The sequence below is a fragment of the Parafrankia colletiae genome, from assembly GCF_001854655.1.
In the GTDB taxonomy this organism is placed as follows: Bacteria; Actinomycetota; Actinomycetes; order Frankiales; family Frankiaceae; genus Parafrankia; species Parafrankia colletiae.
In genome coordinates, this window is the sequence record NZ_MBLM01000014.1 from 1 (window position 1) to 25367 (window position 25367).

Here is a 25367-nt window from a genome sequence, read left to right on the forward strand (position 1 = left end):
CCCCCAGGCCCACCGATCTGAACCCAGTTCGTCCCGGACCCGGAATACATGTACACACCCTGCCTGTCCGGCGTAAGGGAGTACAAACGGTCCGCCGTCACCACGAACTGCGCACCCGGACCGCCGATGACCTCCCATCTTCCGGCCGCGCCGAGATAGCGCGAGATGTCACCGCTTTCCCGGCTGGTCGCGAACAGGCCGTAGCCCCCGCCGTAGAGCTTTCCGGTAGGCCCACCGATCGGAATCCAGTCCGCACCCGATCCCGAGTACATCTCGATGCCGGTCTGGTTGGACGCCAGCCGGTACACGTTGCCGCGCGAGGCCGTGGTGCGTGCCTGCTGCCGCGCCGGCGGGCCGGACGCCGCCGCCTGGACGGACGGCAGCGCGGTGGACAGCTCGAGGCCGGGGAGCCCCGAGGCGCCGGGAGGCACGGCGCCCGGCGGCACGGCGCCGGGCAAAGAACCGGTCACGGGTGGGCCTGGCTGCGAGGCGCCCGGGGCCGCCTCCGCCACGGCAGCCGGGACCACCCCGGGCTCTTCGTCGCCTCCGGCCGGGCGATCGACAGATCCGTTCTTCAGAGCCAGGACCAGTGCGACCGCAACGGCGGCAAGAGCCGCAAACCCCGCCGCCACCAGGGGGCCGAGAAGACGGGACGCACCGCGCCGGCCCCGACGGTCGGGCCGCGTCGGCGTCGGCGTCGGTGTCGGTGTCGGTGTCGGTGAATCCGTGCCCTGAGCCCGCTCTACCGGCCCGGCCGACGCTGCCATCCCCGCCGACCCGGCCGACGACGCTGAGGCGGCTGAGGCGGCTGAGGCGGCCTGGTCGGCGGGTTCAGCTGCTCCGGATGGCTCTGACGAAGCAATGACATAGCGGGTCAGGTCCGCGAGGATGGTCGGGGGTAGCCAGCCCTCGCCGATGCGGAGCCTTTCGTCGGTGGAGACTTCCTGGCACAGTCTGATCAGCTCGGCGGGGGTGGGCCGGGCCGCCGGATCCTTCTCCAGGCAGACTTCCAGAATGCCGCGGATCTGCCCCGGGCAGCGATCCCAGTCGGGTTGCTCGTGCACGATGCGATGGAAGACGGCGACGTCCGCGCCGAACGGCAGCTCTCCGGTGGCCGCGTAGTAGGCGGTGGCACCGAGCGAGAAGACGTCCCCTGCACTGTCCACAGCCTTCCCGCGGATCTGCTCGGGTGCCATGAAGGCGGGCGTGCCGACCGGTTCACCAGTTCTGGTGAGCGGCACCGAGGAGGCCTCGACAGCGCGTGAGATGCCGAAGTCGATGACGCGGGGGCCGTCGGCGGCCAGGATGACGTTCCCCGGCTTCAGGTCCCGGTGGATCACGCCGACGACATGAATGGACGCCAGCGCCTCCGCGACTCCGGCCACGAGCACCAGGACGCTCTCCGCCGGTAGCGCGCCCTGCCGGGCGACAGCCACGGCCAGCGAGGGCGCGGCGACGTAGGCAGTCGCCATCCAGGGGCGCGGGGCGTGCGCGTCACAGTCGACGACCGGGGCCGTGTACAGGCCCTGGACGCGTTGCGCGATCGCCACTTCCTTCTCGAAACGACGCCGGAACTCGGGATCGGAGGCGTACTCCGGCCGGGCGACCTTGAACGCGACCGGCCGCCCACCCGGGGTGTAGGACAGGTACACCGCGCCCATACCGCCCGCACCGATCCGGGCCCGGAGCCGGTAACCGCTGATCTCGCGCGGATCCTCTGGAGTAAGGGGGGTGAACACGGCCTCCAGGGCCGGGTTCGAGCCTCCAGGGGTGCCAGGGGTGCCAGCCGGCGTCCCGCTCATCGTCTCCCTCAGGGTCGGGATCAGCGCAGATGCCCGGGCAGCTCGCGCGACAGCCCCCGACATCGGTCATTCAGCCCAAGCCGTGACCAACCCTGACTATATGCATCATTGTGCGCACAGGCCGCGAGGGCTGGGCCCGGCGCGGGAGCGGGCCCCATCCGGAGCCGCGCCCGGCACGCAGCACACGTGTGGCACGCCCATCCCCGCGACGCCGGGCCTGTCAGAACCGCCGAAACGCCGGTGTGCCCGGACGTCCGAGGACGTCCGGGCACACCGGCGTGTTACGTGGACCTGTGGGCTCAGACCTTGTGGCCCCAGCAGCCCTGCGAGCTGTACCAGGGGCTGGTGCCCTGCTGGGCGTAGAGGATGTGCGCGCGCTTCCACTGCTCGGCGACGCTCGCGTTCTGCGGCAGGCCCTTCCCGCCGACGGAGTGCCAGGTGCTCGGGAGGAACTGGAACAGCCCGCCCGCACCGATCGAGTTGACCACACGGGGGTTGCCCCCGGACTCACAGGGAACTACAGCGCTCAGGAAGTGATGCGCGTTCGGCCGGGCGGCAGCGCTGGCCGGCTGGGACATCGCGATTCCGCCACCGATCGTCGCGGCGAGCACCGGAGCGACCAGCAGAGCGCGGCCACGGCGGATCGAACGACGGTTCTTACGGGCACCCGAAGTCATAACGGACAAAATGAATGTCCCTCCCCACGCCTACGAAGTTAGCTGTCGGGTTCGGGCTGGGAATCGCCCGGCCGCACACATATCCGCGCCGCAAAGCGCTGGCGGCTTCACCCCAAGGACGTCCAGAAAGAACGCCCGGGAACTCTGGGTCCCCCGCTCCCGCCCTCAGATCTGATGTGCGCCGGGCGGGGCGGGATTCGGCGTGCCACCCGGCGTGTGCATCCCAGGTCGGAAGCACGGCAACGACGTTACACGCCACCGGCAAACATTCTCCAAGCGATTGTGACGGGCACCACATCCCATCGATGAGGGTTGAAATAATCCGTGTACGGTGTTGCCGAATCTGATACGTCCGGTATGCGCCGTGGCCATTCGGCTGGCGTCACTCCCCGGCCACCGTGGGACGACTGATGYACTGCGCAACGCGCACAACCGCTCCGGCTCCGCGGCGACTTTTCTTCCGCGCGGACTCCGGATGATGCTCGGGAACGCGGCTGCACTCCCGGCAGAAATCGGGGCCAAGGGATGGGAATCGTCAATAGAGTGCCATCCGCCGAGATATCATCAAACGGAGAGAAAACGGGCGCCCGAGCAGTCTGGCCGGGCCCGAGAACGTGCAGCCGACTCGGCGAGCATCGAACGCCCATCCCAGACATTCCGCCTTCAGATGCGTCCGGAGGCGAGTGGTGGAGGCGATGGAGCGGTGGCGTTCACCCGTCCAGTGGTCCCAGGGCATGAACCGCGGGACCGCCTTCCCGAGGGCGGCCCTCGAGGCTCCGCGGCCGCTGGTTCCGCAGTTTCCCGGCGATCTGATCGGCGATCTGCTGGAGGCGCTCCTGGGACGGGGCTTCCCGCGCGTAGGTGAAGGTGACGGCCACTTCGACCCGTCCGACCAGGAAGCGGAGCACGTCAGCCGACATCTCGACCATGCGTCCCCCGGAGCTGATCCGCCAGGTCATCCGCAGGTGGCTGTCCGCACCGCCCGGGGGCGGGAGTGCCTCGACGGAGGCCAGCTCGTAGTCGAGCTGGCCTTCGAAATAATCGTCGGCGACCTGCGTCTCCACTTTGCCCGAGCATTCGGCGAACCGCGGGTTGTCCAGCAGCGCCCGATCCCGCGACACTTGTTCCTCGGACACGACCGCCGCGCCCGAGCCGATCGTCACAAGCCGGTCCGAGCCGTTGACGAAAGTGATGCCCTGGCTTGCGGAGTCGAATTCGTTGCGGACGTCCCCGGGTGGTACCCCGAGGCATTCCGCCAGTGCCGTGGCAGCGACACTCTGATCGATGTCGGGCGCCTCGGCCGGCACGCCCGTGAAACCAGCGGTGGCGGGGCCTGCGGTCAGCACATAGTCATCGGGCCACAGGCCGAGCTCCTCCGTGGCGGGCGACGGGGTTCCGGACCGCGTCGCTCCCGACGTCGATGCCGCGGCCGTCGGTGCGGTGCGCACCCCAGACGAGGTGTCACCCCCGCAGGCAGACAACGTGACGACAGCTGCCACGGCGAGTAGCCCGCCGCGCCGCCACACCGTTCCCGGCCGCTGGCTCACAGCGGCTCCTGCTGGCCTGCGGCCATCGACACCCACCATGACCCGTCCCACCCCCGACATCGCCACGTTGTCCACCTTTCATGATCGGCGAAGCTGACCAGACAATGCGGGCCAGAAAATGCTGGTCAGACAATGCCGGCCGGACGATGCCGGCCACTCAGAGATTCAGGGGTCCGAGGGCCCGGATCACGGGCCCACCCTCCCTGGGCCGGCCGGCAATGGACCGCGGCTGCTGGTCCCGCAGCTTCTCCGCGATCTGGTCGGCGATCTGCTGGAGACGATCCTGCTGGGGCGCCTCACCGAGGTTCATGTAACTGACGAGCACCTCGACCTGCCCTTCGATGAAGAAGAGCATGTCCGTTGTTACCTCTACCGTGCCCCCTGGACCGGAGGCCCTCATGGTCAGCCGGTAATGCGCGGAGGCACCGGCCGGCGGCGGGAGCGCCTCGACCGGAGCGGCCTCGACCACCACGCCTTCCTCCTCAGACCTGTCGGCCTGGGCCTCGAACAGCTCGGTCATACAGTCCCGCGTCCGTGGGTGYGTCAGCAGCCCCCGGTCCCGCTCGGCCTGCTCCCCGGTGACGATTTCCGCGGAGGATTCGATCGTCGAGAACCCGTCAGCACCGGTGAAGGTGAGTCCGTCAGCCGAGGCCTCAGATTCGGCGTCGAACTCCTCAGTCGACAGACCCAGGCATTCGGCGAAGTCTGCATCCAACACCGCGTCTTCCTCGGTGTCCTCGCTGTCATCGGACGGTTCTTCCGGCGCGCCCGTGAAGCCAGCCGTCGCGGTGCCCTCGGTCAGCACGAAATCCTCCGGCCACAGGCCGGTCTCCTCGGCGGCGGGCGACGCCGACCCGGAGGGCTTCGCCGTGTTCACCCCCGCGGGACCGGTTGACGATGCCTCGTCACCTCCGCAGGCGGCCATCGCGAATGCGGCCACCAGGGCGACCAGGCCGCCTCGCCAGGGCGCGACCGACCGGCAGTGCCGCCCACTCATACCCGGCAACGCGACGGATCCGCGATCCGGGCCGGTCGCCATCCCGCCGCGACCGCGCGCGCTCCGTACGCCTACGCCCATCAGTCTCCACCCCAGGCCGACCGAAACAATCCGTGACCGAATCTTCCGCACGGCAAAGACGCCGACTTCACGCATTACCGGGCGGAGAGATTCGCCGAAAGATATCAGACGTCCGACTTAAGGCGTTCCGGCAGCCGGCATGGCGGGCTTCGCGGCAGTGTGGCCTGGAGCGGAAACCCCAGCCCACCCCCAACGCCCACCCGTTCGGCCCTTCAGGGACTGTCGGCCGTCAGGGCGTGAGCGGCGGCAGCGGTACCGCACCGTGATGCGCGGTCATCCCGCCGCCCGCGACCAGTGTCGTACCGGTGATGTAGGACGCCTCGGCCGAGGCCAGGAACCAGACCACTGCGGCCTGCTCCTCGGCCCGGCTCCAGCGCTGCAGCGGAATGCGCCGGCTGGTGGCCTCGACGACCGCCGGCCGGGCACGCTGCTGGCCCAGCATCGGCGTTTCCGTGAGGCCGGGTGCCACCGCGTTCACGCGGATGTTCTGCGCCGCGTAGTCGAGGGCGGCTGCCCGCACCATGTTGACCACCGCACCCTTGGATGCGTTGTAGGCCCAGTTCCCCGGCTCCGCCTGCAGCCCGCCGCTGGACGCCGTCACGACGATCGAGCCGCCGCCACCGTCCCGCAGTGCGGGGGCGACCGAGCGGATGCCGATCGCGACCCCGCGCACGTTCACGGCGAGGATCTCGTCCAGGCGTTCGATGGCGCCGCTGGCCTCCCAGGGCAGTGTCCCGCCGATGCCCGCGTTGAGCACCGCGACGTCCAGACGCCTGAAGCGGGACAGCGCCAGCTCCGTCATCCGGGTCCCGGTCTCCTCGAGCGAGACGTCCGCCACCAGCGGGACCACCTCACCTCCAGCCGCACCGGGCCCGGCAGCGCCGGGCGCAGTGGCCGAGCCCGCCAGGTCGTCCAGGCCGGACTCGTCCGCATCGACCGCGACGACCCCGAACCCCCGCGCGGCGAACAGCTCCGCGCAGGCCCGTCCGATGCCGGACGCCGCTCCGGTGATGATCACAGCCGAGCTCACCACACGCCCTCCCGCAGGATCCCGATGCCGGGTCACGAGCCCATGAGCCCGTCTGCCACCGGCGGCCGACTGCCGGCGGGCCATGCCCACGGAACGGCCCGGCTGACGAGCAGTGCCGGCGACGGGCAGTGCCGGCGACGGGCAGTGGCGGCGACGGGCAGTGGCGGCGGGCAACGGCCATCAACCATGCTCACAGGCCGCCGTGAACGGAGCGGGACGACGAGGCGACGCCCGGGGGTCTGTTCCACGCCCGGGCGCGGCTCCAGGCCGGAGCGTACGAATTCAGTCCGGGGCGTGGGCCCGGTCCAGCCGGTAGACGAAGTGCAAAGGGTCGTCGATCGGGTTGTCCGGTGTGAGCGGGCCCTCGGCGACCCGACGGAAACCCGCCTTCTCCAGGGCCCGCCACGACGCCCGGTTCGCCGCCGCGACAGGCACCAGCACGCACGTGGCCGCCGGATGATCCGACCACGTTCGAGCGACCATCGCAGCGATCACCCGCGGCCCGATGCCGCGGTTCGTCCGGGCCGGATCGCCGATCAGGTAGTCGACGCTCATGGCACCGGACGGGACGTCGACAACGGGCCRCAGCTCGGCCTCGTATTCCGGGTAGTCGGCGTACGCGCATCGCTGGATCAGGCCGATCGGCGTCTCGTCGAGCAGGGCGAGGAAATCCTGCGACGGCTCCTCGCCCCGCGTCGCCGGCCCGAAGTCACGGTGTACCGCTTCGATCGTGGTCTCGTGGTTCCACCACCGCGCGACGTGCGGCTGGGCCAGCCATCCGCGCAGCAGTGGGAAATCGGATTCCGCCAGCCGTTGGAACCGGATCGAGGAGGCAGGATCGTTCACCCGTCCAGTCTGCCCGCGGCACGGGTGATCGGGACCGCCTTCCGCCGCCCGGCGGGAGCGGTCGCGGCTACCGGTTACGCAGCTTCTCCGAGATCTGGGCCGCGATCTGCTCAAGGCGTTCCTGCGGCGCCGCCTGCTCGGTGTTCACGTAGTTGACGGTCACCTCGATGTTTCCCTCCATGAAGAAGAGGCTGTCCATGGAGAGAACGAGCGCATCCGCCGTGTCACCGAGCTTCATGACCGCCCGGATGTAGGYGAGCGCCCCGGCAGGTGCGGGCGGCTGCTCGACCGAGACGATCTCGATGCCGCTGTCCGCGGACTCACCTTCGGCCGGTTCCTCGTAGAAGCTGCCGAGGCACTCCAGGAGCCGTGGGTTCTTCAGGAGCTCCCGGTCCCGCACGACCTGTTCGTCGGAGACGATCTCCACCAGGGAGTCGATCGACGAAACCTCGTCGGGGCTGTTGAAGGTGGGTCCGACGGCGCTGGCCTGCGGCCTGTCGTCGGGCGCCGGGGCCGGCAGGCCCAGGCACTCGGCGACGAGGGAGTACAGGTCCGTCTGCTCCTCGGGATCGGGCTCCTCGGCCGAGGCCGCGAACCCGGCAGTGGCGGGGCCCTCGGTCAGCACGAAGTCCTCGGGCGACCGGTCGGTGCTCTCCGCGGGCGAGGACGACGCCGGCGCCGACGATGGCGCCGCCGTCCTCGGGGCGGGGTCGGCCGACGACGTCGCGTCGTCACCTCCGCAGGCGGACACGGCGAGGGCCGTCGCCACCGCGACCAGCCCGCCGCGCCACGACGCCGCCGACCAGCAGCGCCACCGACCCCACGCCCGCGGCGGTGTCACCCGCCCGCGCGTCGGGCCAGTTGCCTGCCTGCCCCGGCCATGCACAGTCCGAACACCCACGCCCATCAGGCCACCACTCCATGCCGACTGAACTGTTCCGTAAACGAATCTTCCGCACGGCAAGGTATCGGACGTTTTCATGCGATACCAGGGCGGAAGGATTAAACGGAAACTATCAGACACTCGTCTCAAAGCGCGCCCACCACGGGAGCGGAGGAATTCAAGTGCCCTGAATAGGGATAGCAATCCAGGAGTGACGCCACGTCGCATTCGCGTCCCCGTTCCCGGAGCTGGGGCTTCGGGAACGGGGATCCGGGAACCGTCAGATACAGGCCCCCACCTGCAGACATGCCGGTGCGCCCGGACGTCCGTAGACGGTCCGGGCGCACCGGCAGTGCGGCCTGAAGCGGTGGATCAGACCCAACATCCAACGCCCGGCATTGACACAACCATCAGACACGTTGGGATCTTATTGTCCATTTCTTTGACCTGGGCCCAGCAGGCCGGTCAGGAAGCCAGGGGTGCAAGGGCCCGGACCACGGGCCCGGCCTCCGTCGGCCGGCCGGCGATGGATCGCGGCTTCTGGTTCCGCAGCTTGTCCGAGATCTGGTCGGCGATCTGCTGGAGCCGCTCCGGCTCGTGCTCCGCCTCGAGGGTCACGTAGCTGGTCGTCACCTCCACCCGACCTTCGATGAAGAAGAGCATGTCCCCCACGAACGTGTCCTCGGGGTCGGACCCCCTGATTGTCATTCGATAGTAGGCAGCGGCACTGCCGGGCGGCGGGAACGCCTCGAACGAAATGGTCGTGACGTCGTCATCCTCCGCAGGCTCGTCGGGCAAGCCCGCAAACGCCTCTTCCAGGCACTTCGGCGTCCGCGGATTCGCCAGCATCTCGCGGTCCCGCACCACCTGCTTCTCGGTCAGAATGTCCGCGGAAGAGTCGATCATCGAGAACCCGTCGGCACCGGTGAAGGTGAGCCCGACGGCCGAGGCCTCAGGTTCGATCTCAAGATCGTCGTTCGACATGCCCAGGCATTCGGCGAGATCCGCCCCCAACACCGATTCGGCCGCCGCGTTCTCGCCGCCCTCGCCGTTCTCGCCGTCGCCGGACGGCTCTTCCGGCGCGCCCGTGTACCCGGCCGTCGCGGGACCCTCGGTCAGCACGAAGTCCTCCGGCCACAGGCCGGTCTCCCCGGCGGGCGACGCGGAGCCGGAGGGACCCGCCGTACCCGCTGCCGCGGAGCCGGCGACCTCGTCGCCTCCACACGCGGACACCGCGAAGGCGGTCGCAACCGCGACCAGCCCGCCTCGCCAGGGCGCAACCGAACCGCGCCGCCGCCGGAACCCACCCGCCGCAACCACGGATCCGCGGATCGGCCTAGTCATTCCTCCGCCGTGGCCCCCCGCGTTCCGAACACCCACGCCCATCGTTCCCCTCGCCATGCCGACCGGACAATTCGAAGTCGAATCCTCCGCATGCAGGGGCCCGAAAAGTTAGTCCATACCGGGGCGGAAGGATTCACCGGAACCTAGCAGACGTATGCCGTGAAAGGTTCTGCCGGTCAACCAGGCGAGGCGCTGCACAACGGGCCGGGGCGATCGCCCGGGCAGGCAGTCAGCAACGAGCTCGTACAGGTCCCCACCTGCACATGCCGGTGTGCCCGGACGTCTGTGGACGTCCGGGCACACCGGCGGGACGGCCCGAATCCGTGGTTCAGGCCGCGGCCCCGACACCGGCCGTTGGTTCAACGGCCGCGCACGTTGGGCACTGCTTGCTCACGTCGTTCAGGTGAGCCCGCGCCAGGACTCAGATCTTGTGACCCCAGCAGCTCTTGGAGGCGTACCACGGGCTGGTGCCCTGCTGGGCGTAGAGGATGTGCGCGCGCTTCCACTGCTCCGCCGCGCTGGCGTGCTGCGGCAGGCCCTGCCCACCGACCCCACGCCAGGTGCTCGGCAGGAACTGGAACAGCCCGCCCGCACCGATCTCGTTCACCACACCCGGGTTGCCCCCCGACTCACAGGGGACCACCGCGCTGAGGAAACGGTGGGCATCCGGCCGCGCGGCAGCGCTGGCCGGCTGGGACATCGCGATTCCGCCACCGATCGTCGCGGCCAGCACCGGGGCGACCAGCAGAGCGCGGCCACGGCGGATCGAACGACGGTTCTTACGGGCACCCGAAGTCATAACGGACAAAATGAATGTCCCTCCCCACGCCTACGAAGTTAGCTGTCGGGTTCGGGCTGGGAATCGCCCGGCCGCACACATATCCGCGCCGCAAAGCGCTGACGGCTTCACCCCAAGGACGTCCAGAAACAACGCCCGGGAACACTTGGGTCCCCCGCTCCCACCCTCAGATCTGATGTGCGCCGGGCGGGGCGGGATTCGGCGTGCCACCCGGCGTGTACTCCCCAGGTCGGAAGCACGGCAACGACGTTACACGCCACCGGCAAACATTCTCCAAGCGATTGTGACGGCCATCACAATCGACGGGAAAAGCTTGCATACCGACGTTCTTTCGTCCGCCGTCCCGCACCTACACCCGATATTTCCGGACAGCGAGTGATGACCGTGACAGGGCACTCACCTGCCCGGGAGCGCCCCGACACGAGCCGCCCACGACCGTGCCGGCTGCGTCACGGATTCCGGCCCCCAGGGTCCAGAAAATTCTTCACTGCCCGCACGGCACCCGCCGCCCATCCGGCTAAAAAATACTTAGATCTCGCTAATAACGGACAGGAGCGGCATGAACCYTTCCAGGCGGTACGCACACTTTCACGCTTTCGGCGGACCGGCACCAAAATCACCGGAGCGGCCCCTGATCTCGGGTCGCCACCATTGATCACTCCTGCCACAGGCGCGGGGGCGACGGCGCCGGGATCAGTGCTTGGAGAAGGTCTGGGTCCCCAGCACGGCGAGCATCTCCAGCCGTTCGCCCGTCCCGGAGCCTGGCTGGGGACGGAAGAGAACCAGCCGCTGGCCGGACGGCGGGCTGATCACGACGTCGCACTCCAGGTCGAGCCGGCCCACCTCGGGGTGCAGGATGACCTTGCGGGTGGCCCGCCGGACGGCCACCTCCTGACGGGCCCAGACGTCCCGGAACTCGGCGCTGGCCGCGGAGAGCTCGGCGACCAGGGCGCGCACCTCGTCGTCCAGGTGGCGCTGGCCGAGCGTGGCGCGCAGGTCGGCGACGTAGTCGCGGCTGAGCGTCTCGTGCTGTTCGGGCAGGTAGCGCGCCCGCAGCTGCGGGTCGGTGAACCAGCACCACAGGAAGTTGCGCCGGCGGCCCGGCGCCTGGTCGATCGGCCCCAGCAGGGCGACGTTCAGCGGGTTCTGCGCCACGACGGTCGACAGGTCGTCGCAGATGTGCGCCGGCACCGACGGCGCCACCGCGTCCAGCACGTACATGAGGCCGGCGTCGGCATAGCCGAACGACTCGTGCCGGGACGGCGGCTGCTGGCCGGCCAGCAGGTAGATGTGGTCCCGCTCGTCCAGGGTCAGCCGCAGCGCCCGCGCGATCGCGCCGAGCATGGACGGGGACGGCCGCGGCCCGCGGCCCTGCTCGATCCGTTCGTAGTAGTCCGTCGACATGTCGGCGAGCAGCGCGACCTCGTCGCGGCGCAGGCCGACCGCCCGGCGCCGGGCACCACCTACCAGGCCGACGTCTGCCGGCCGCAGCTGCTCCCGACGGTGGCGCAGAAAGGCTCCGAGCTCCTCACGTTCCACTGCTCCGATTCTGACGGCCCAGCCACGGCTTATCCCCGTACTGGCAATCCGGGGGTGCGTTGGACGGCCACCTTCCGCGGCGACGGTGACACGGTAGGACCAGGACCACCACCGTCACACAACGTCACACTCCCTGGAGGAATCATGTCGAACACCAGGATCGCCCTGGTCACGGGCGCGAGCCGCGGCCTCGGCCGGAGCATGGCCAGCCACCTCGCCAGGGCGGGTGTCGGCGTCATCGGCACCTACAACCAGAACAGAGCGGAGGCGGACGCGCTCGTCGCGCAGGTCGGTGGGCACGGGGTGCCGGCCGCCGCCCTGCAGCTCGACGTCAGCGACAGCGGAAGCTTCCCGCAGTTCGCGTCCGACGTCCGCTCGGTCCTCGACGGTTTTGGTACGGATCATTTCGACTACCTCGTGAACAACGCCGGTTTCGGCCTGCACGCGCCGTTCACGGCGACCACTCCGGAGCAGTTCGACGGGCTCTTCGACGTCCACGTCAAGGCACCGTTCTTCCTCACCCAGGCGCTGCTGCCGCTGCTCGCCGACGGCGGCCGCATCCTCAACGTGTCCTCCGGCCTGGCCCGTTTCACCTATCCGGGCAACGCCGCGTACGCGGCGGCCAAGGGCGCTGTCGAGGTGCTGACCCGCTACCAGGCCGCGGAGCTCGGCGACCGCCGGATCCGGGTCAACGTCCTGGTGCCGGGCGCGATCGCCACCGACTTCGGCGGCGGCCTCGTCCGCGACAACAAGCAGGTCAACGAGGCCGTCGCCGGCGCGATCCCGCTCGGCCGGGCGGGCGAGCCGGACGACATCGGCGCCGCCGTCCCGCTGATCCTCGCCGACGGCTTCGCCTGGGCCAACGGCACCCGCATCGAGCTCTCCGGCGGCCAGAACCTCTGACGCCGGCCGGGCCGCTGCCCGGTCCGCTCTCGGTCCGCTCCCGCCGACAGGGTGGAGGTTGACCGGCCCGCCATCGCCTGGCCGAATCGGGACCTGGATACTGGCGGGCTCGTCTGTACCGGCGGGCGGTCTGTTCCGAGGAGTGACTGTGCCCCAGGCAGTACGACGACGCAGCAGCGGGCGCGGCGCCGTTTCCGTCAGTGCCCGCCGATGGGCCCCGCCGGCTGTTGTAGCCGTCCTCGCGGCGGTACCGCTCGCCGGCAGTTGCGCCCCCGCCGGCGGCGACGGCCTCAGCACCGGGACGGCCCCGGAGGCCCTCGCCCCGGCGACGTCTCCGACAGAGCGCCTGGTCGAGTCCCCGGTGGAAGAACGGGCGCTCGCGCCGGCGGATCTGCAGTCGCGGTGGTGGACCTGGGCGGCCTCCGCCGTCGGTGCCGACAATCCGGTCGAGGATCCGGACGGCCACGCGTGCGCGGTCGGCCAGCCGACGGACGTCTGGTTCCTCGCCGGCACGTTCGGCGGTTACACCGCTCGCCAGTGCGTGCTRCCCACCGAGCGACCGGTGGTCGTCCCACTCGTCAACCTGGTCGCGCAGGACCCCGCCGACTGCACCGCGCTGATGGCAGACGCGGYCGGAGGCGCCGAGCTGGACGGCTCCCCCTTACAGGCCGAGGCCTTTCCGCCGACATCGATCACCTACCGGGGGGTGGCGGGCAACCCCGTCACCGGTGACGCCGGGACCTTCCAGGGCTACGGCTGCGGCCTGTGGGTGCAGCTGCCACCGCTGGCGCCTGGCCAGCACACCCTCTCCGTCCGCGGCAGCTCCCTCGACTTCGCCACCAGCGTCGACTACCTCCTTGTGGTCTCCGATCCGGCCGCCGACGACCGCCGCGGAGGCGGAGACCACGCCGGGGCCGGCGGAACGGTCACCGCCTGACCCACGGCTGATCGGTGGCCGGGCTGCTCAGTGCCAGTCGCTGATCGGCACGTCCCGCGGGGCCGGCGCGCCCGCGCCGGTCTCCACCAGGGATTTCAGGCTCATCAGGAAGGAGCCCCACTTCGTGCTGCAGTGGTGCATGAACTCGACGGGCTCCTTCCAGCCCTGGTGCCGGAACAGGACGATCGTGTACTCGCCGTTCTGGTGGAGATCCCAGTCGATCGTCGTGCCCTTCCATTCCTCGGGGCCGTCAACCACACGCCAGCAGACCCGCTCGGACGGCCGCAACTCGACGACCTCCATGTCGAACCCGCCGACCGGGAAACGGAACTCGAGGACGCCGCCAACTCCGGTGTCGCCGCGGCCCTTCGGATCGTCCGCCCACCTCGTGTCGTCCGTCCACCAGCCGGTGAGGCCCTCGACGGTCGTCAGCGCCTCGTACACCTTTTCGGGGCTCGGGGTCCTGACTCCGACCCTGTGCAGAATGTCCACCATCTCGGTTCTCCCTGGATTCGCCGGCCATCTCACGCCGGTCTGAACGTCAGTCCTGTTGGGCACGCTGGATCGCCTCGGCRATCCGTCTGATGCGCTGCAGTCGGGCGTCCCACGCGGACCCGACCGATGCGAGCTGGGCCACCGCGCGGGCGAGCTGGGCGTCGTCCACCCGGTACCGCTTCTCCYGGCCCGCGGGTGTCGCCCGGACCAGGCCGACCCGGTCGAGGACGCCGAGATGCTTGGCCACCGCCTGACGGGTGACCGGCAGCTGTCGGCTCAGCGAGGTCGCGGTTGCGTCCCCGTCGACGAGCAGCAGGTCGAGGAGCCGGCGCCGGGTCGGGTCACCGATGGCGGACCAGAGGTCGTCGTCGACGCCCCCGGCGATGGCGGTACTCAGGGCCGCACCCGCAGCGTCGCCACATACGAGGCGATCCGCGGCAGGTAGAAGTCCCAGCCGGAGACGTGGTCCCGGTACTGCTCCTCGAGGACGGCGACCTCCCAGCCCATCTCCCGGAAGCCGGTCTCGGTCATCCGCAGCAGCGTCCCGCCGCCCGAGGGCGTCAGGTCGAAGGTGACCAGCAGCGAGTTGCCCTCGGCCGCGGCCTGGTCGCTCGGATGYGTCCAGCGGAACGAGAACGTCCGCGGTGGTCGCGCGTCGACGACGGTGAACGGCACGACCTTGCCGTCGGCGTCGCGGTCTCCGAAGACGATCTCCCCTGCCGAGCCGGGAGTCGGCTCGTAACGGGCGTCGTCGGGCCACCATCCCTTCAGGTGCTCGGGACTGCTCACCACGTCGAAGACGATCTCCGGCGAGGCCTCGATGTAGATCTCGCGCTCGAGGGTTCCGAACTCCATGCCAACCTCCTGCAATCTTTGGTTGCACATCAAGGTAGCCACACTCTCGCCATCGCGCAACCATCGGTTGCTATTCAGATCGCGCACGGACGCTCCGGGGCGGCGGCCGACCGCGGCGCGAAAACTGTCGGAGGTGGGCGCCAGGATTGCCCCATGTCGTCGTCAACCGTCTCGACCGTGACCCGCGAGACCGTGCTCGCCCTGGCGCCCGACGCGGCCGCCGCCCGGGCTGGTGAACGCCTCAGCGGGGCGAGCAACTGGTCAGGGCTCGGCACGTCCGGCGATGCGGCATGGGGGGCGTGCCGTGGCAGCGGAGCGACGCCCTACCGGGTGGTGGTGCTGTGCGGCGCCGAGGCCGCCTCCACCTGTAGCTGTCCGAGCCGGAAGTTCCCGTGCAAGCACGCGCTGGGCCTGCTGTTCCTGGTCAGCGGCAATCCCGGCGCGCTGGCGGTCGGCGGCGACCCGCCGGAGTGGGTGTCGGGCTGGCTCGGCCGGCGTGCCGCCCGCGTGGACGCGGCCAACGCCCGGGCCACCCAGCGCGCCGCGGCCGGGGGTACCGCAGGCGGCCCGGGCGGGTCCGGCACTACCAGATCAGCGTCATCGGTGCGCGCCCTGGCTCGGCGCGAGGCCCGGGTCGACGCCGGTGTGGCCGAGCTGAACCGGTGGCTCTCCGACATCGCCCGCGACGGGCTGGGCGCCGCCCAGGCGCAGCCCGCCGCCTGGTGGGAGGGTCTCGCCGCGCGGATGGTCGACGCGCAGGCGCCCGGGCTCGCCGACGTCGTCCGTGAGATGGCCCGCCTCGCCGCGCGCGGCGGCGCGGACTGGCCGGATCGACTCACCGACCGACTCGGCTGCCTGCATCTGCTCTGCCAGGGCTGGTCGAGGCGGGCCCAGCTACCGCCCGAGCTCGTCGACGTGGTGCGCGACCGGGTCGGCTTCTCCCGGGCGACTGCCGACGTGCTCGCCGGCGACAGGCTGGCCGGGCCGATGGACGTCCTCGGCGAACGGCTGTTCCAGGCCGGGAAGCTGCAGGGGCGCCGGCAGTGGCTGCGGTCGTCCCCGACCGGGCCGCTGGCGCCGCTGGTGAGCTTCGGCGTGGGGAGGAATCCACCGCCTCCCGGCCTGCCGGTCCTCACCCGCGTCCAGGCGGAGGTGGCGGCCTATCCCGGCCGCCGGCCCGCCAGGCTCGCGCTCGCCGGGGCGACCGGCGCCCCCGAACCGCTCACTGAGCTGGCCGGGCCCAGCCTCGGGTCTGGGTCTGGGTCTGGGCCTGAAGGCTCCGGTTCCRCCGCGGCGACCTGGCGGGAGGTGCTGTCCGCGCACGCCGCCACCCTCACCGCGGATCCGTGGGCCGATCCGGTCGCGTTCGTCGTCCGCGGCATCACGGTCCTGCCGGCTGCCGCAGGTGCCCGGCTCGCAGCGCCGGCGGCCCGGGCGGGCGCCGGCGGCGGGCGCAGGTCGCCCGGCGCGGAGAGTGTCGGGTGGCTGCTGCGAGACAGTGCCGGGCAGGCGCTCCCGCTGGCCGGCGACGCGGCGGCCCGGTGGGGCTGGTGGCTGCTCGCCGTGGGTGGTGGTCATCCGCTCGACCTGGTCGTCGAGTGGGACGGCTTCGACATCACCCCGCTGTCAGCGGCCTCGTCGCGGGCTCACCTCGACGATGGCCCGAACCCACCGGCAGACCGCCCCGATCAGCCCGCATGTGGCAGCGGTGGCGCTGGCCGCGGCGACGGCACCGGCCTCAGCGGCGGCGGGCCAGGCGTCAGGCCGAGGTCCGTGCGGCCTGCGCCGGGCTGGTCGGAGCTGGTCGACGCCGCTGTCGTCGGCGCGGCGCGGGCCGCTGTACCGCCCCTCCCGGGTCTCGGTCATCTCGCCGCCGAGCAGGACGGCGCCCGCGACGACGACGAGCCGCTGACCGCTGTGGACAGGCTGTTGCGGGCCGTGGCGCTCGCCGCCGTCGCACGCCGGGCCGGGCTGCTCCCCGCCGACGCCGGCGGTGAGCCCGCGCCGTCCCCGGCGCCGCCCGACCACACGCCGGTCCTCGCTCCGGATGTCTCCCTCATCGTCGAGGGCGCGCTGGCGGGCCAGCCCGAAGCCCGACTGCGATGCCTGGAACTGATGGCCGAACACGGCTGGCAGGCGCCGGCTGGCCTGCTGTGTGACCTGCTGGCCCTGGGCCGGCGGGAGACGGAGATCCGCGTCGCGATCAGCCGGGTCCTCGGCGAGCGCGGCAGGTGGCTCGCCGGCCTGCATCCGGACGGCCGGTGGGCGCGCCGCGGGACTGTCGACACGTGGCCGACCGCTGACGCCGCCGAGCGGCGGATGCTGCTGCAGGAACTTCGCCACGATGACCCGGCCGCGGCGGTCGTGCTGCTCCGCGGCCCCGCCGACGGGCCGCCGTTCGTGCCGTTCGACCAGGCGAGCGGGGCCGAGCGGGTCGCCTTCTGCGAGGCGCTGCGGGTCGGCGCCGGGCCGTGGGACATCGACCTGCTCGAGCACGCGCTCGACGACCGGCGTACCGACGTCAGGGACGCCGCGGTCACGTCCGCGCTGCGGCTGCCCGGCTCCGGCCTGGAAGGGCGTGCGGCCGCCCGCACCGAAGGGCTGATCACCGTGACGCGACACGGCCTGCCCGGCCGCCGCAGCCACCGCCTCAAGCTCGATACACCCGCCGGGATCACCGACGAGATGTGTCGGGACGGTATCCGCGATCCTCGGCCGAACATCAGCACCGCCGAGGCACGCGCCATGCTTCTCAGCGCCGAGCTCACCCGCGTCGACCCGGCCGTCTGGGCGGAGCGCACCGGGCTGACCGCCGAACAGTTCCTGGCCGCCGATGTCACCGTCGCGGGAGTGGCTCAGGAGCCGGCGTCCTGGCTGCGACGCGCGCTGCTCCCCGCCGTCGTACGCCATCACCGCCCCGAATGGGTGCTCGCGCTGCTGCCCTACTCCGAACCCGAGGAGCAGGGCCGTCTCATCACCTGCCTGCCCGAGCCGGCCCGAGCGGAGGGACTCACACTGGCGTTGCGCGGCCATCCGCTGGCGGCGTCCCAGCCGCCCGGCGACCCGCGCGCGCCGGTCGCGGTGCGGGTCCGCCCGCGGCAGCCGGCGGAACGGGCCGCGCTACTGCTCGCCTCCGTACCCGGACGCTGGTCGACGGACTTCTCCCGGGCCGCGCTCGTCCCCCTGGCCGCGCTGCTGACCAGCCCATCCACAGACACCCGGGTGACGTCGCGGGTCCTGCACCTGCTTACCGCCACCGCCTGGCGGATCGACCCCGAGGTCGGCCTCGACCTCGCCCATCTCAACCCGCACCTGATCGCGAAGGCCTACGTCGACGGGCACGCCACGCTGTGCTCCGCCCTCGAAGCGCGGCGGCGGCTGCACGCCACGCTCGCGACCCCGCCCCCCACCGGCACCGCCGCCGGACCGGCCCGCCCGGTCCGGCTCGTCCAGGAAGGCCCCCGATGACCGCGCCCGCCACGCCCCTGCGCGCCGCCCCGGCTGACAGCAGCCCCACCGGCAGCCCGCACCTGCTGCGCCCGCACGCCGAGCAGGCCTATGCCGACGAGCTCGCCGCGCTGGCCGCCGCCGACACCAGGCAGCGGCCGCCGTCCTGGCGGCTCTCCCCGTGGGCGGTCGTCACCTACCTGCTGGGCGGCGAGCTCGACGACGGGACGGTCGTCTCGGCGAAGTACATCGGCTCCCGCCGGCTCGTCGAGGTGGCGGTCGCCACCCTCGCCACCGACCGGGCGCTGCTGCTGCTCGGCAGCCCCGGCACCGCCAAGACCTGGCTTTCGGAGCACCTGGCGGCCGCGATCAGCGGCGACTCGACGCTCGTCGTGCAGGGCACTGCCGGAACCTCCGAGGATGCCGTCCGCTACGGCTGGAACTACGCGCGGCTCATCGCCGAAGGGCCGTCACCGGCGGCGCTGGTGCCCTCGCCGGTGATGCGCGCGATGACCACGGGGTCGGTCGCCCGGGTCGAGGAACTCACCCGCATGGGCGCGGAGGTGCAGGACGCGCTCATCACCGTTCTGTCCGAGAAGACCCTGCCGATTCCCGAACTGTCGAGCGAGGTGCAGGCGGTCGCCGGGTTCACCGTCATCGCCACCGCCAACGACCGTGACCGCGGCGTCAACGAGATGTCCTCGGCGCTGCGACGCCGGTTCAACACCGTGGTGCTGCCACTGCCCGCCAGCGAGGACGCCGAGGTGGAGATCGTCACCCGGCGGGTCGCCGAGATCGGCCGGTCGCTGGCGCTGCCGGACGAGCCGCCGCCCGTCGACGAGGTCCGCCGCGTCGTTCGGATCTTCCGGGAGCTGCGGGCCGGTGTCACCGGCGACGGCCGCACCACGCTGAAGTCGCCGACCGCGACGCTCTCCACCGCCGAGGCGATCAGTGTGATCACCGGTGGGATGACCCTGGCGACGCACTTCGGGGACGGCCGGCTGGGCGCCGAGGACATCGCCGCCGGCCTCCTCGGAGCGGTGATCAAGGATCCGTCGACCGACCCCGTCGTCTGGCGGGAGTATCTCGAAGGGGTGGTCCGCGACCGGGCGAGCTGGGCGGACCTCTACCGGGCCTGCCGGGATCTGGAGGAGGACGGCGCGCTGGCCTCCCCCGGGGGCGCCTGATGACAGTCACCTACCTCGGCGTGCGCCACCACGGCCCCGGTTCGGCACGGGCGGTGCGCGCGGCACTCGCCGAGCTCGACCCCGACCTGATCCTCGTCGAAGGACCACCCGACGGCGACGGCGCGCTCACCCACCTCGGCACGCTCACCCCGCCCGTGGCACTGACCGCCTACGCCGTCGACGAGCCGCGCGACGCCGGGTTCTGGCCGTTCGCCGACTTCTCACCGGAATGGCAGGCCCTGCTGCACGGCCGGGCGAACGGAGTCCGCACCCGCTTCATCGACCTTCCGTTCGGCCACGACCTGGCGCTGCGCCGCCGCGCCGCGGCCGGGGCCCCGGAAACCGGGCCCGCCCTGGCAGCCACCCAGAACCTGGCCGCCGAAGCGACCAGGCATGCCTCCGACCTCGGCCGGCCGTCGGACCCGACCGAAGCACCAGCCGCGCCCGGAGCGCCCGACACAGCCGGGGTGCCGGRCATGGCCGGAGTGCCTGACGTGGCCGCCGACCCGCTCGGCTGGCTGGCGTTCGCCGCCGGTCACGACGACCCGGAGCGTTTCTGGGAGGACCTCGTCGAGCACCGCCGGCTCGACGGAGCAGGCGCTGTGACCCTGTTCGCCGCCGTCGCCGAGTCGATGGCAGCGCTGCGTGACAGCGAGGGCGACACCAGCCCCGGCGACGGCGACGGGAAGGGCGACCGCGGCGACCGCCCCCGCGGAAGCGGAGGCGACCGCGACGGACGGAACGGCAACGGCGGCAACGGCGGCAACGGCGGGCCCGCCGCCCGGCACGGTGGCGACGAGCGCCGGCATCGCGAGCTGCTCCGTGAGGCGCACATGCGGCTGGAGATCCGTGCCGCCAGCACCGGCGCGGACGCCGCCCGCCGGATCGCCGTGATCTGCGGCGCCTGGCACGTCCCGGCGCTCGCCGGGCGAACCGGCCGGACCACCGTCACCGCCGACCGCGAGCTGCTGCGCGGCATCCGTCCGGTACGCACCGCCACAACCTGGGTGCCATGGACGCACGCGCTGCTGGCCGCCGACTCCGGCTATGGTGCCGGCATCGCCTCGCCGGGCTGGTACCACCATCTGTGGACCACACCCGACCAGACCACCGCCCGTTGGGTGGCCCGGGTCGCCGCCCTGCTCCGCGCCGCTGACCTGCCCGCCTCGACGGCCTCGGCGGTGGAGACCGTGCGTCTCGCCGAGACACTCGCCGCGGTCCGCGACCGCGCCGCCCCCGGCCTCACCGAGCTCACCGACGCGGTCCTCGCCGGGCTGTGCGCCGGAGACCAGGTTCCGCTGCGGGTCGTCCGCGAGCAGCTCGTCGTCGGGGACGTCGTCGGCGAGGTCGGGCCGGACGTCCCGGCCGTTCCCCTGGCCGCAGACCTCACCCGGGCGCAGAAGCGACTGCGGCTGGCGCCGAGCCCGACCGAACGGGCCCTGCGCCTGGATCTGCGGCGCGACCTCGACCGGGACCGCAGCGCGCTGCTGCACCGGCTCCGGCTGCTCGGCATCGACTGGGGCGTCCCCGCGCAGACCGCCAGCACCGGCACCTTCGCCGAGGCCTGGCAGCTCGCCTGGCGACCGTCGTTCGCCCTCGACCTCATCGCCGCGGCCCGGCACGGTGCCACCGTCGCGGACGCCGCGACGACCGTCGTCGCCGCCCGCACCGATGTCGCCGCCGACCTCGCCGCGATCACGGAACTGTTCGAGCAGGTGGTGCTCGCGGACCTGCCCACCGCACTCGAGGCGGTGTCCGCCGGCCTCGAACGCCGTGCCGCCGCCACCGGCGACGTCGCCCACCTGATGCGGGCACTCGCACCGCTGGCCCGCGTACACCGGTACGGCGACGTGCGCGGCAGCGACACCGCCCTGGTCGTCGGGCTGACGAACAGCCTGATGACGCGCATCTGCGCCGGGCTTCCACCGGCCTGCGTCAGCCTCGACGACGACGCCGCCGACGCGATGACGGCAGCCATTGACGGGGCCGACGCCGCGTTCCGGCTCATCGCCGACCCCGAGCACATCGCCCGGTGGCACACGGCCGTGGGCGTCGCGGCCGTCCAGATCGGCGGAAACCCACTGGTGACCGGGCGGTGCACCCGGGTCCTCGCCGATGCCGGCCAGCTGGCCGCGGCGGACGTGTCGACACGACTGGCGCGGGCGCTGTCCACCGTCGGCGGCGCACCCGCCGACGCGGCGCGCTGGCTCGCCGGCTTCCTCGGCCGGGCCGGCTCGGTGCTCGCCCGCGACCCGGCGCTGCTCGCGCTCGTCGACACCTGGCTGTGCCGCCTCGACGCGGAGGACTTCGTGTTGGCACTCGCTCCGCTGCGCCGCGCCTTCGCCGCCTTCGGCGGCCACGAACGCCGCATGATCGGCGAACGGGTCCGCGCCGGCCTGCCCCAGTCCGCCACCGCGGGACCGGGCGTGACGGAACCCGGCGGCGGCACAGCTGCCGTGCAGACATCCGTCGGCGCGGCTGGCGCGGCATCTCCGCTGGCCGGCGACCCACCGGTGGACAGCGGGACGGGCCCGGCCTGGGACATCGACCGGGTCACAGCCGTGCTGCCGGCCCTCACCGCGCTGCTGGGTCTCGCCACCGTAGGAAAGGACGGCTCCGATGCCCGCTGACCAGACCACTGCGATGCCGTCATCCGCACCCCTGCCGGGGGCCGAGGACGAGCGGACGCGCCGGTGGCGGCTGGTCCTCGGCGCGCCCGCCGCGCCGGCGTTCGGCGCCGCGGGCGGCCTGTCGAAACGGGACGCGGACATCGACGCGGCCCTGGGCGCGCTCTACGACAGTGGCGATGACGGGTCCGGAGACGGCGGAGCGGGCGGTCGTGGCGGCCCGCGGCGGCGGTCGGCCGGCCTGGGCGGCTCCGCCCCCGCAGTGACCCGCTGGCTCGGTGACATCCGTGGCTACTTCCCGTCGTCGGTCGTGCAGGTGCTGCAGCGTGACGCGGTCACCCGGCTCGGCCTCGCCCGGCTGCTGATGGAACCGGAGCTGCTGGCCGCGGCCGAGCCCGACATCCACCTGGTCGGCACTCTGCTCTCACTGCGGTCCGCGCTACCCGAACGCACCCGGCAGACCGCGCGGGCAGTGGTCCGCAAGGTCGTCGAGGACATCGAACGCCGCCTCGAACACTCCCTGCACTCGGCGGTGCTGGGCGCGCTCAACCGGGCCGAGCGCACCCGCACCCCCCGGCTGCCCGACGTCGACTGGAACCGCACGATCCTCGCGAATCTGCGCAACTACCAGCCCGAACAGCGCACCGTCATCGTCGACCGGCTGATCGGGCACGAGCGGGCGCGGAAGGCCGCGGCGCTGCGCGACGTCGTCCTGCTCATCGACCAGAGCGGCTCCATGGCCTCGTCGGTGGTCCACGCGAGCGTGCTCGGCGCGTCGCTGGCGAGCCTGAAAGCTGTGAGCACCCGGCTGGTCGTCTTCGACACCTCCGTCGTCGACCTCACCGACGCGCTGGACGATCCGGTGGACGTGCTCTTCGGCGTCCAGCTCGGCGGCGGCACCGACATCGACCGGGCGGTCAGCTACGGCGCGAGCCTGGTGCGCCGGCCCACCGACACCGTCCTCTTCCTGATCAGCGACCTCATCGAGGGCGGCGACCAGTCCTCACTGATCGCCCGGCTGCGGAACCTGGTCGACGCCGGCGTCACCGTGGTCGTGCTGCTGGCACTGTCGGACGACGGTGBGCCCGCCTATGACCACGAGCTCGCCGCCATCTGCGCGGAACTCGGCGCGCCCGCCTTCGCCTGCACCCCCGACCGCTTCCCCGACCTGCTCGCCACAGCCCTGCGCCGGGAGGACGTCGGTCGATGGGCCGCCCTCCACGGTTTGTCCCACGGCTGACGGCACGGAAGTCGGTGAGCTGCGGGCGCGCCGGATCGGCAGGCGCCCATGCCCGCTTCGGCGGCTCAGGAGGCGTCGTCGTAGCCTTCGCGGACGGCGAAGCGGGTCAGTTCGACGCGGTTGCGCAGCTGCAGCTTCGCGAGCACGTTGTGCACGTGGTTCTGGACGGTCCGGTGCGACACGCCCAACCGGCGGGCGGCGTCCCGGGAGGACAGACCCTTCGCGACCAGTCTGAGCACCTCGATCTCACGCGGGGTCAGCCGCGGCGTCGGCGGCGACCCGGCCTCCGACCGCGGGCCCTGATCCCGCGCCGCCCGGGCCATGTCCCCGAGAACGAGCGCGGCCAGCCCCGCGGTGAAGACAGCCGTCCCGCGCGCCGTGCGCCGGACGGCGTCAACGAGCTCCTCCGGCCTGGCCGACTTGAGCAGATACCCGGAGGCCCCGGCGCGGACAGCATCCAGGACATCGGTCTGCTCCCCGGAGGCGGACACGATCAGTATCGACACCGGGGCGCCGGTAAGCGGGTGCGGCGACCCGGCCGACCCGACCAGGGCGCGGATCACCTCGACGCCCGAGCCGTCCGGCAACCCCAGGTCGAGAACGACCAGGTCGGGGCGGGTCGCGGCCAGGACCCGCAGCGCCTGCGCGACCGAGCCCGCGGTGCCGACGACCGCGAACCCCGCCTCGCCGAGGTCCCGGCTCAGCGCCTCCCGCCACAGCGGATGATCGTCGACGACGACCACTCTCGTCGTCCCGCCGGCCGCGCCGCCGGTGTCATCCGTGTGGTCCACCTCGTCCGTGCCGTCAGCGCGGGACACGCAGCTCGACCTCCGTCCCCTCACCCGGACGGCCGGTGACCACGACGTCGCCACCGAGCTCCCGGATCCGTCCGCACACGGACACCGCGAGCCCGAGCCTGCCCTCCGCCACGGCCCGTTCGACCCGCCCCGGTGCGATACCGACCCCGTCGTCGCGGACCGTCACGGCCACCGAGTCGCCGTCATCCTCGAGCAGCAGCCACGCCGAGGCTCCGGGGCCGGCGTGGGCGACCACATTGTCCAGCACCGCGCGGACGGCGGCGACAACCTCGACGGCATGATCCGCCCGCAGCTCCACGGGCACTCCCGGGGTGGAGACCGTCACCGCCCCCCGCAGAGGCGGCCACGGTGGTGGCAGCGCCAGCGCCAGCGACGGTGATGATGATGTTCGTGCCGCCTCGGCGAGCAGCGGCCCGAGATCCACCTCGGCCACGGTCAGCCCGGAGGCGCCATCGTGCGCACGGCTGCCCGGCCCACCGCCCGGCGGAGGGTGCGCGACGGACGCCCGGGGCGGGCCCGGGGTGCGCAGCAGGTCGCGCAGTGCCGACTCCTGATCGGCGGCGAGCCTGGCCACCTCGGCCGCGGCCAGGCCGTGCGGTGCCTCGCGCGCGATCAGCGAAAGGACCTGCAGGACGCTGTCGTGGACGTTACGGGCCAGGCGTTCCCGCTCCGCGTTCCCGGCCTGCACCGCCAGCACCTGCGCCAGCGCCGCCTCGGCGCGGATGGCCGTCCGGCTCAGGTAGCCGACGATGGCTCCCGACAGGACGAACAGGACAGCCGGCCGGATCGACACGTCGTCCACCGATCCGCGCGCGGCGACGGACGCCGCGGCCAGCGTCACACCGCCGATGATGCCCCCGGCTGTTCCACCTGCGAGCGCAGCGCTGAACACACCGCTCCCGGTCCACAGCGCGGGCAGAACGTCCGCCGATCCATCCGGGCTCACGACATCGGTCGTCATCATGATCACTGCGCAGACAGCGACGTCGGCGACGACCAGCGCCGTGCGGACCCGCGGCCGTCGACCGTCGGTCGCCGGTACGAACAGCGACATGACGACCGACCAGACCACCAGCACACCGAACCAGACGATGCCGTTCGCCGGATGCGCGGTCTGCCCGACATCGCGCCCGACCGTGACGAACGCGTAGAGCGCCGTCGCCAGCCGGAACACGGCAAGTGACCGCCACAGCGCGCCGCGCACACCCTCCGGCCCGCGAAGACGATCGGAACCCCGCAGCATCCGCAGCGGCATGCGCACCCGGCAAGTGTTGCAGAAAGTCCCGATTCCTACGACAACGCGTAGCGCCGCG

21 protein-coding genes and 2 riboswitches are annotated in these 25367 nt (G+C 72.1%); of the genes, 6 read left to right on the forward strand and 15 right to left on the reverse strand.

Annotated features, from left to right (window positions below; translation table 11 throughout):
• The 10 genes from CC117_RS03665 to CC117_RS03715 all read right to left on the reverse strand — a co-directional run.
• Positions 1–1802: serine/threonine-protein kinase (locus CC117_RS03665; protein ID WP_131803005.1), on the reverse strand; the 1802-nt coding region annotated here is incomplete at its 3' end.
• A 299-nt stretch (positions 1803–2101) separates the two neighbouring features.
• The gene (locus tag CC117_RS03670) at positions 2102–2479 is read right to left on the reverse strand and encodes a transglycosylase family protein (protein WP_018639014.1); all 378 of its coding nucleotides are present in this window, start codon (positions 2477–2479) and stop codon (positions 2102–2104) included.
• A gap of 13 nt (positions 2480–2492) precedes the next feature.
• Positions 2493–2692: riboswitch (cyclic di-AMP (ydaO/yuaA leader) on the reverse strand.
• Between the two features lie 497 nt (positions 2693–3189).
• The gene (locus CC117_RS03675; protein WP_131803006.1) at positions 3190–4026 is read right to left on the reverse strand and encodes a hypothetical protein; all 837 of its coding nucleotides are present in this window, start codon (positions 4024–4026) and stop codon (positions 3190–3192) included.
• A 157-nt stretch (positions 4027–4183) separates the two neighbouring features.
• A complete protein-coding gene (locus tag CC117_RS03680) occupies positions 4184–5023 on the reverse strand; it encodes a hypothetical protein (RefSeq protein WP_131803007.1) in 840 nt (279 codons plus the stop codon).
• A 310-nt stretch (positions 5024–5333) separates the two neighbouring features.
• Positions 5334–6137, reverse strand: coding sequence for an SDR family NAD(P)-dependent oxidoreductase (locus CC117_RS03685; protein ID WP_071082360.1), 804 nt, complete (start codon positions 6135–6137; stop codon positions 5334–5336).
• A 279-nt stretch (positions 6138–6416) separates the two neighbouring features.
• Positions 6417–6980, reverse strand: a complete 564-nt coding sequence (locus tag CC117_RS03690; RefSeq protein ID WP_071082361.1) for a GNAT family N-acetyltransferase — start codon at positions 6978–6980, stop codon at positions 6417–6419.
• A 67-nt stretch (positions 6981–7047) separates the two neighbouring features.
• On the reverse strand, positions 7048–7821 hold the full coding sequence (locus CC117_RS03695; protein WP_084131462.1) for a hypothetical protein: 774 nt from the start codon (positions 7819–7821) through the stop codon (positions 7048–7050).
• 507 nt (positions 7822–8328) lie between these two features.
• Positions 8329–9207: a hypothetical protein gene (locus CC117_RS03705; protein WP_131803008.1), complete on the reverse strand. Its 879-nt coding sequence runs from the start codon at positions 9205–9207 to the stop codon at positions 8329–8331.
• A gap of 421 nt (positions 9208–9628) precedes the next feature.
• A complete protein-coding gene (locus CC117_RS03710) occupies positions 9629–10006 on the reverse strand; it encodes a transglycosylase family protein (RefSeq protein ID WP_071082365.1) in 378 nt (125 codons plus the stop codon).
• A gap of 13 nt (positions 10007–10019) precedes the next feature.
• Positions 10020–10220: riboswitch (cyclic di-AMP (ydaO/yuaA leader) on the reverse strand.
• Positions 10221–10699: 479 nt separating this feature from the next.
• Complete coding sequence (locus CC117_RS03715) at positions 10700–11545, reverse strand: helix-turn-helix transcriptional regulator (protein ID WP_071082366.1); 846 nt, start codon at positions 11543–11545, stop codon at positions 10700–10702.
• 144 nt (positions 11546–11689) lie between these two features.
• On the opposite strand from CC117_RS03715, the gene CC117_RS03720 reads away from it, so the two are divergent.
• The gene (locus CC117_RS03720; RefSeq protein WP_071082367.1) at positions 11690–12448 is read left to right on the forward strand and encodes an SDR family NAD(P)-dependent oxidoreductase; all 759 of its coding nucleotides are present in this window, start codon (positions 11690–11692) and stop codon (positions 12446–12448) included.
• 148 nt (positions 12449–12596) lie between these two features.
• Positions 12597–13385, forward strand: coding sequence for a signal protein (locus tag CC117_RS03725; RefSeq protein WP_198541715.1), 789 nt, complete (start codon positions 12597–12599; stop codon positions 13383–13385).
• 27 nt (positions 13386–13412) lie between these two features.
• Here the strand turns inward: CC117_RS03725 and CC117_RS03730 are convergent, their stop codons facing one another.
• From CC117_RS03730 to CC117_RS03740, 3 genes are read right to left on the reverse strand one after another with little or no spacing between them, the layout of a single operon-like run.
• A complete protein-coding gene (locus CC117_RS03730) occupies positions 13413–13880 on the reverse strand; it encodes an SRPBCC family protein (RefSeq protein ID WP_071082369.1) in 468 nt (155 codons plus the stop codon).
• Between the two features lie 46 nt (positions 13881–13926).
• Positions 13927–14265: an ArsR/SmtB family transcription factor gene (locus CC117_RS03735; RefSeq protein ID WP_198541717.1), complete on the reverse strand. Its 339-nt coding sequence runs from the start codon at positions 14263–14265 to the stop codon at positions 13927–13929.
• Between the two features lie 8 nt (positions 14266–14273).
• Positions 14274–14735, reverse strand: a complete 462-nt coding sequence (locus CC117_RS03740; RefSeq protein ID WP_071082370.1) for an SRPBCC family protein — start codon at positions 14733–14735, stop codon at positions 14274–14276.
• A gap of 153 nt (positions 14736–14888) precedes the next feature.
• Here CC117_RS03740 and CC117_RS03745 point away from each other — a divergent pair, with 153 nt between their 5' ends.
• Genes CC117_RS03745 through CC117_RS03760 form a run of 4 tightly spaced genes read left to right on the forward strand, consistent with a single transcriptional unit; the run spans position 14889 to position 23236 of the window.
• Complete coding sequence (locus CC117_RS03745) at positions 14889–18203, forward strand: SWIM zinc finger family protein (RefSeq protein WP_071082371.1); 3315 nt, start codon at positions 14889–14891, stop codon at positions 18201–18203.
• Positions 18200–19369: an ATP-binding protein gene (locus CC117_RS03750; RefSeq protein ID WP_241829810.1), complete on the forward strand. Its 1170-nt coding sequence runs from the start codon at positions 18200–18202 to the stop codon at positions 19367–19369. Before CC117_RS03745 ends, CC117_RS03750 begins: the two co-directional genes overlap by 4 nt.
• Positions 19369–21999 (forward strand): DUF5682 family protein, encoded by a 2631-nt coding sequence (locus CC117_RS03755; RefSeq protein ID WP_071082372.1) that lies wholly within the window; start codon positions 19369–19371, stop codon positions 21997–21999. Before CC117_RS03750 ends, CC117_RS03755 begins: the two co-directional genes overlap by 1 nt.
• A complete protein-coding gene (locus CC117_RS03760) occupies positions 21989–23236 on the forward strand; it encodes a VWA domain-containing protein (RefSeq protein ID WP_071082373.1) in 1248 nt (415 codons plus the stop codon). Before CC117_RS03755 ends, CC117_RS03760 begins: the two co-directional genes overlap by 11 nt.
• Before the next feature lie 65 nt (positions 23237–23301).
• Here CC117_RS03760 and CC117_RS03765 read toward each other — a convergent pair whose 3' ends face one another.
• Together CC117_RS03765 and macS are read right to left on the reverse strand one after the other, a co-directional pair.
• Positions 23302–24054, reverse strand: coding sequence for a response regulator (locus CC117_RS03765; RefSeq protein WP_084131464.1), 753 nt, complete (start codon positions 24052–24054; stop codon positions 23302–23304).
• Positions 24041–25309: a MacS family sensor histidine kinase gene (gene macS / locus CC117_RS03770; protein WP_241829811.1), complete on the reverse strand. Its 1269-nt coding sequence runs from the start codon at positions 25307–25309 to the stop codon at positions 24041–24043. Before macS ends, CC117_RS03765 begins: the two co-directional genes overlap by 14 nt.
• Positions 25310–25367: the final 58 nt, after the last annotated feature.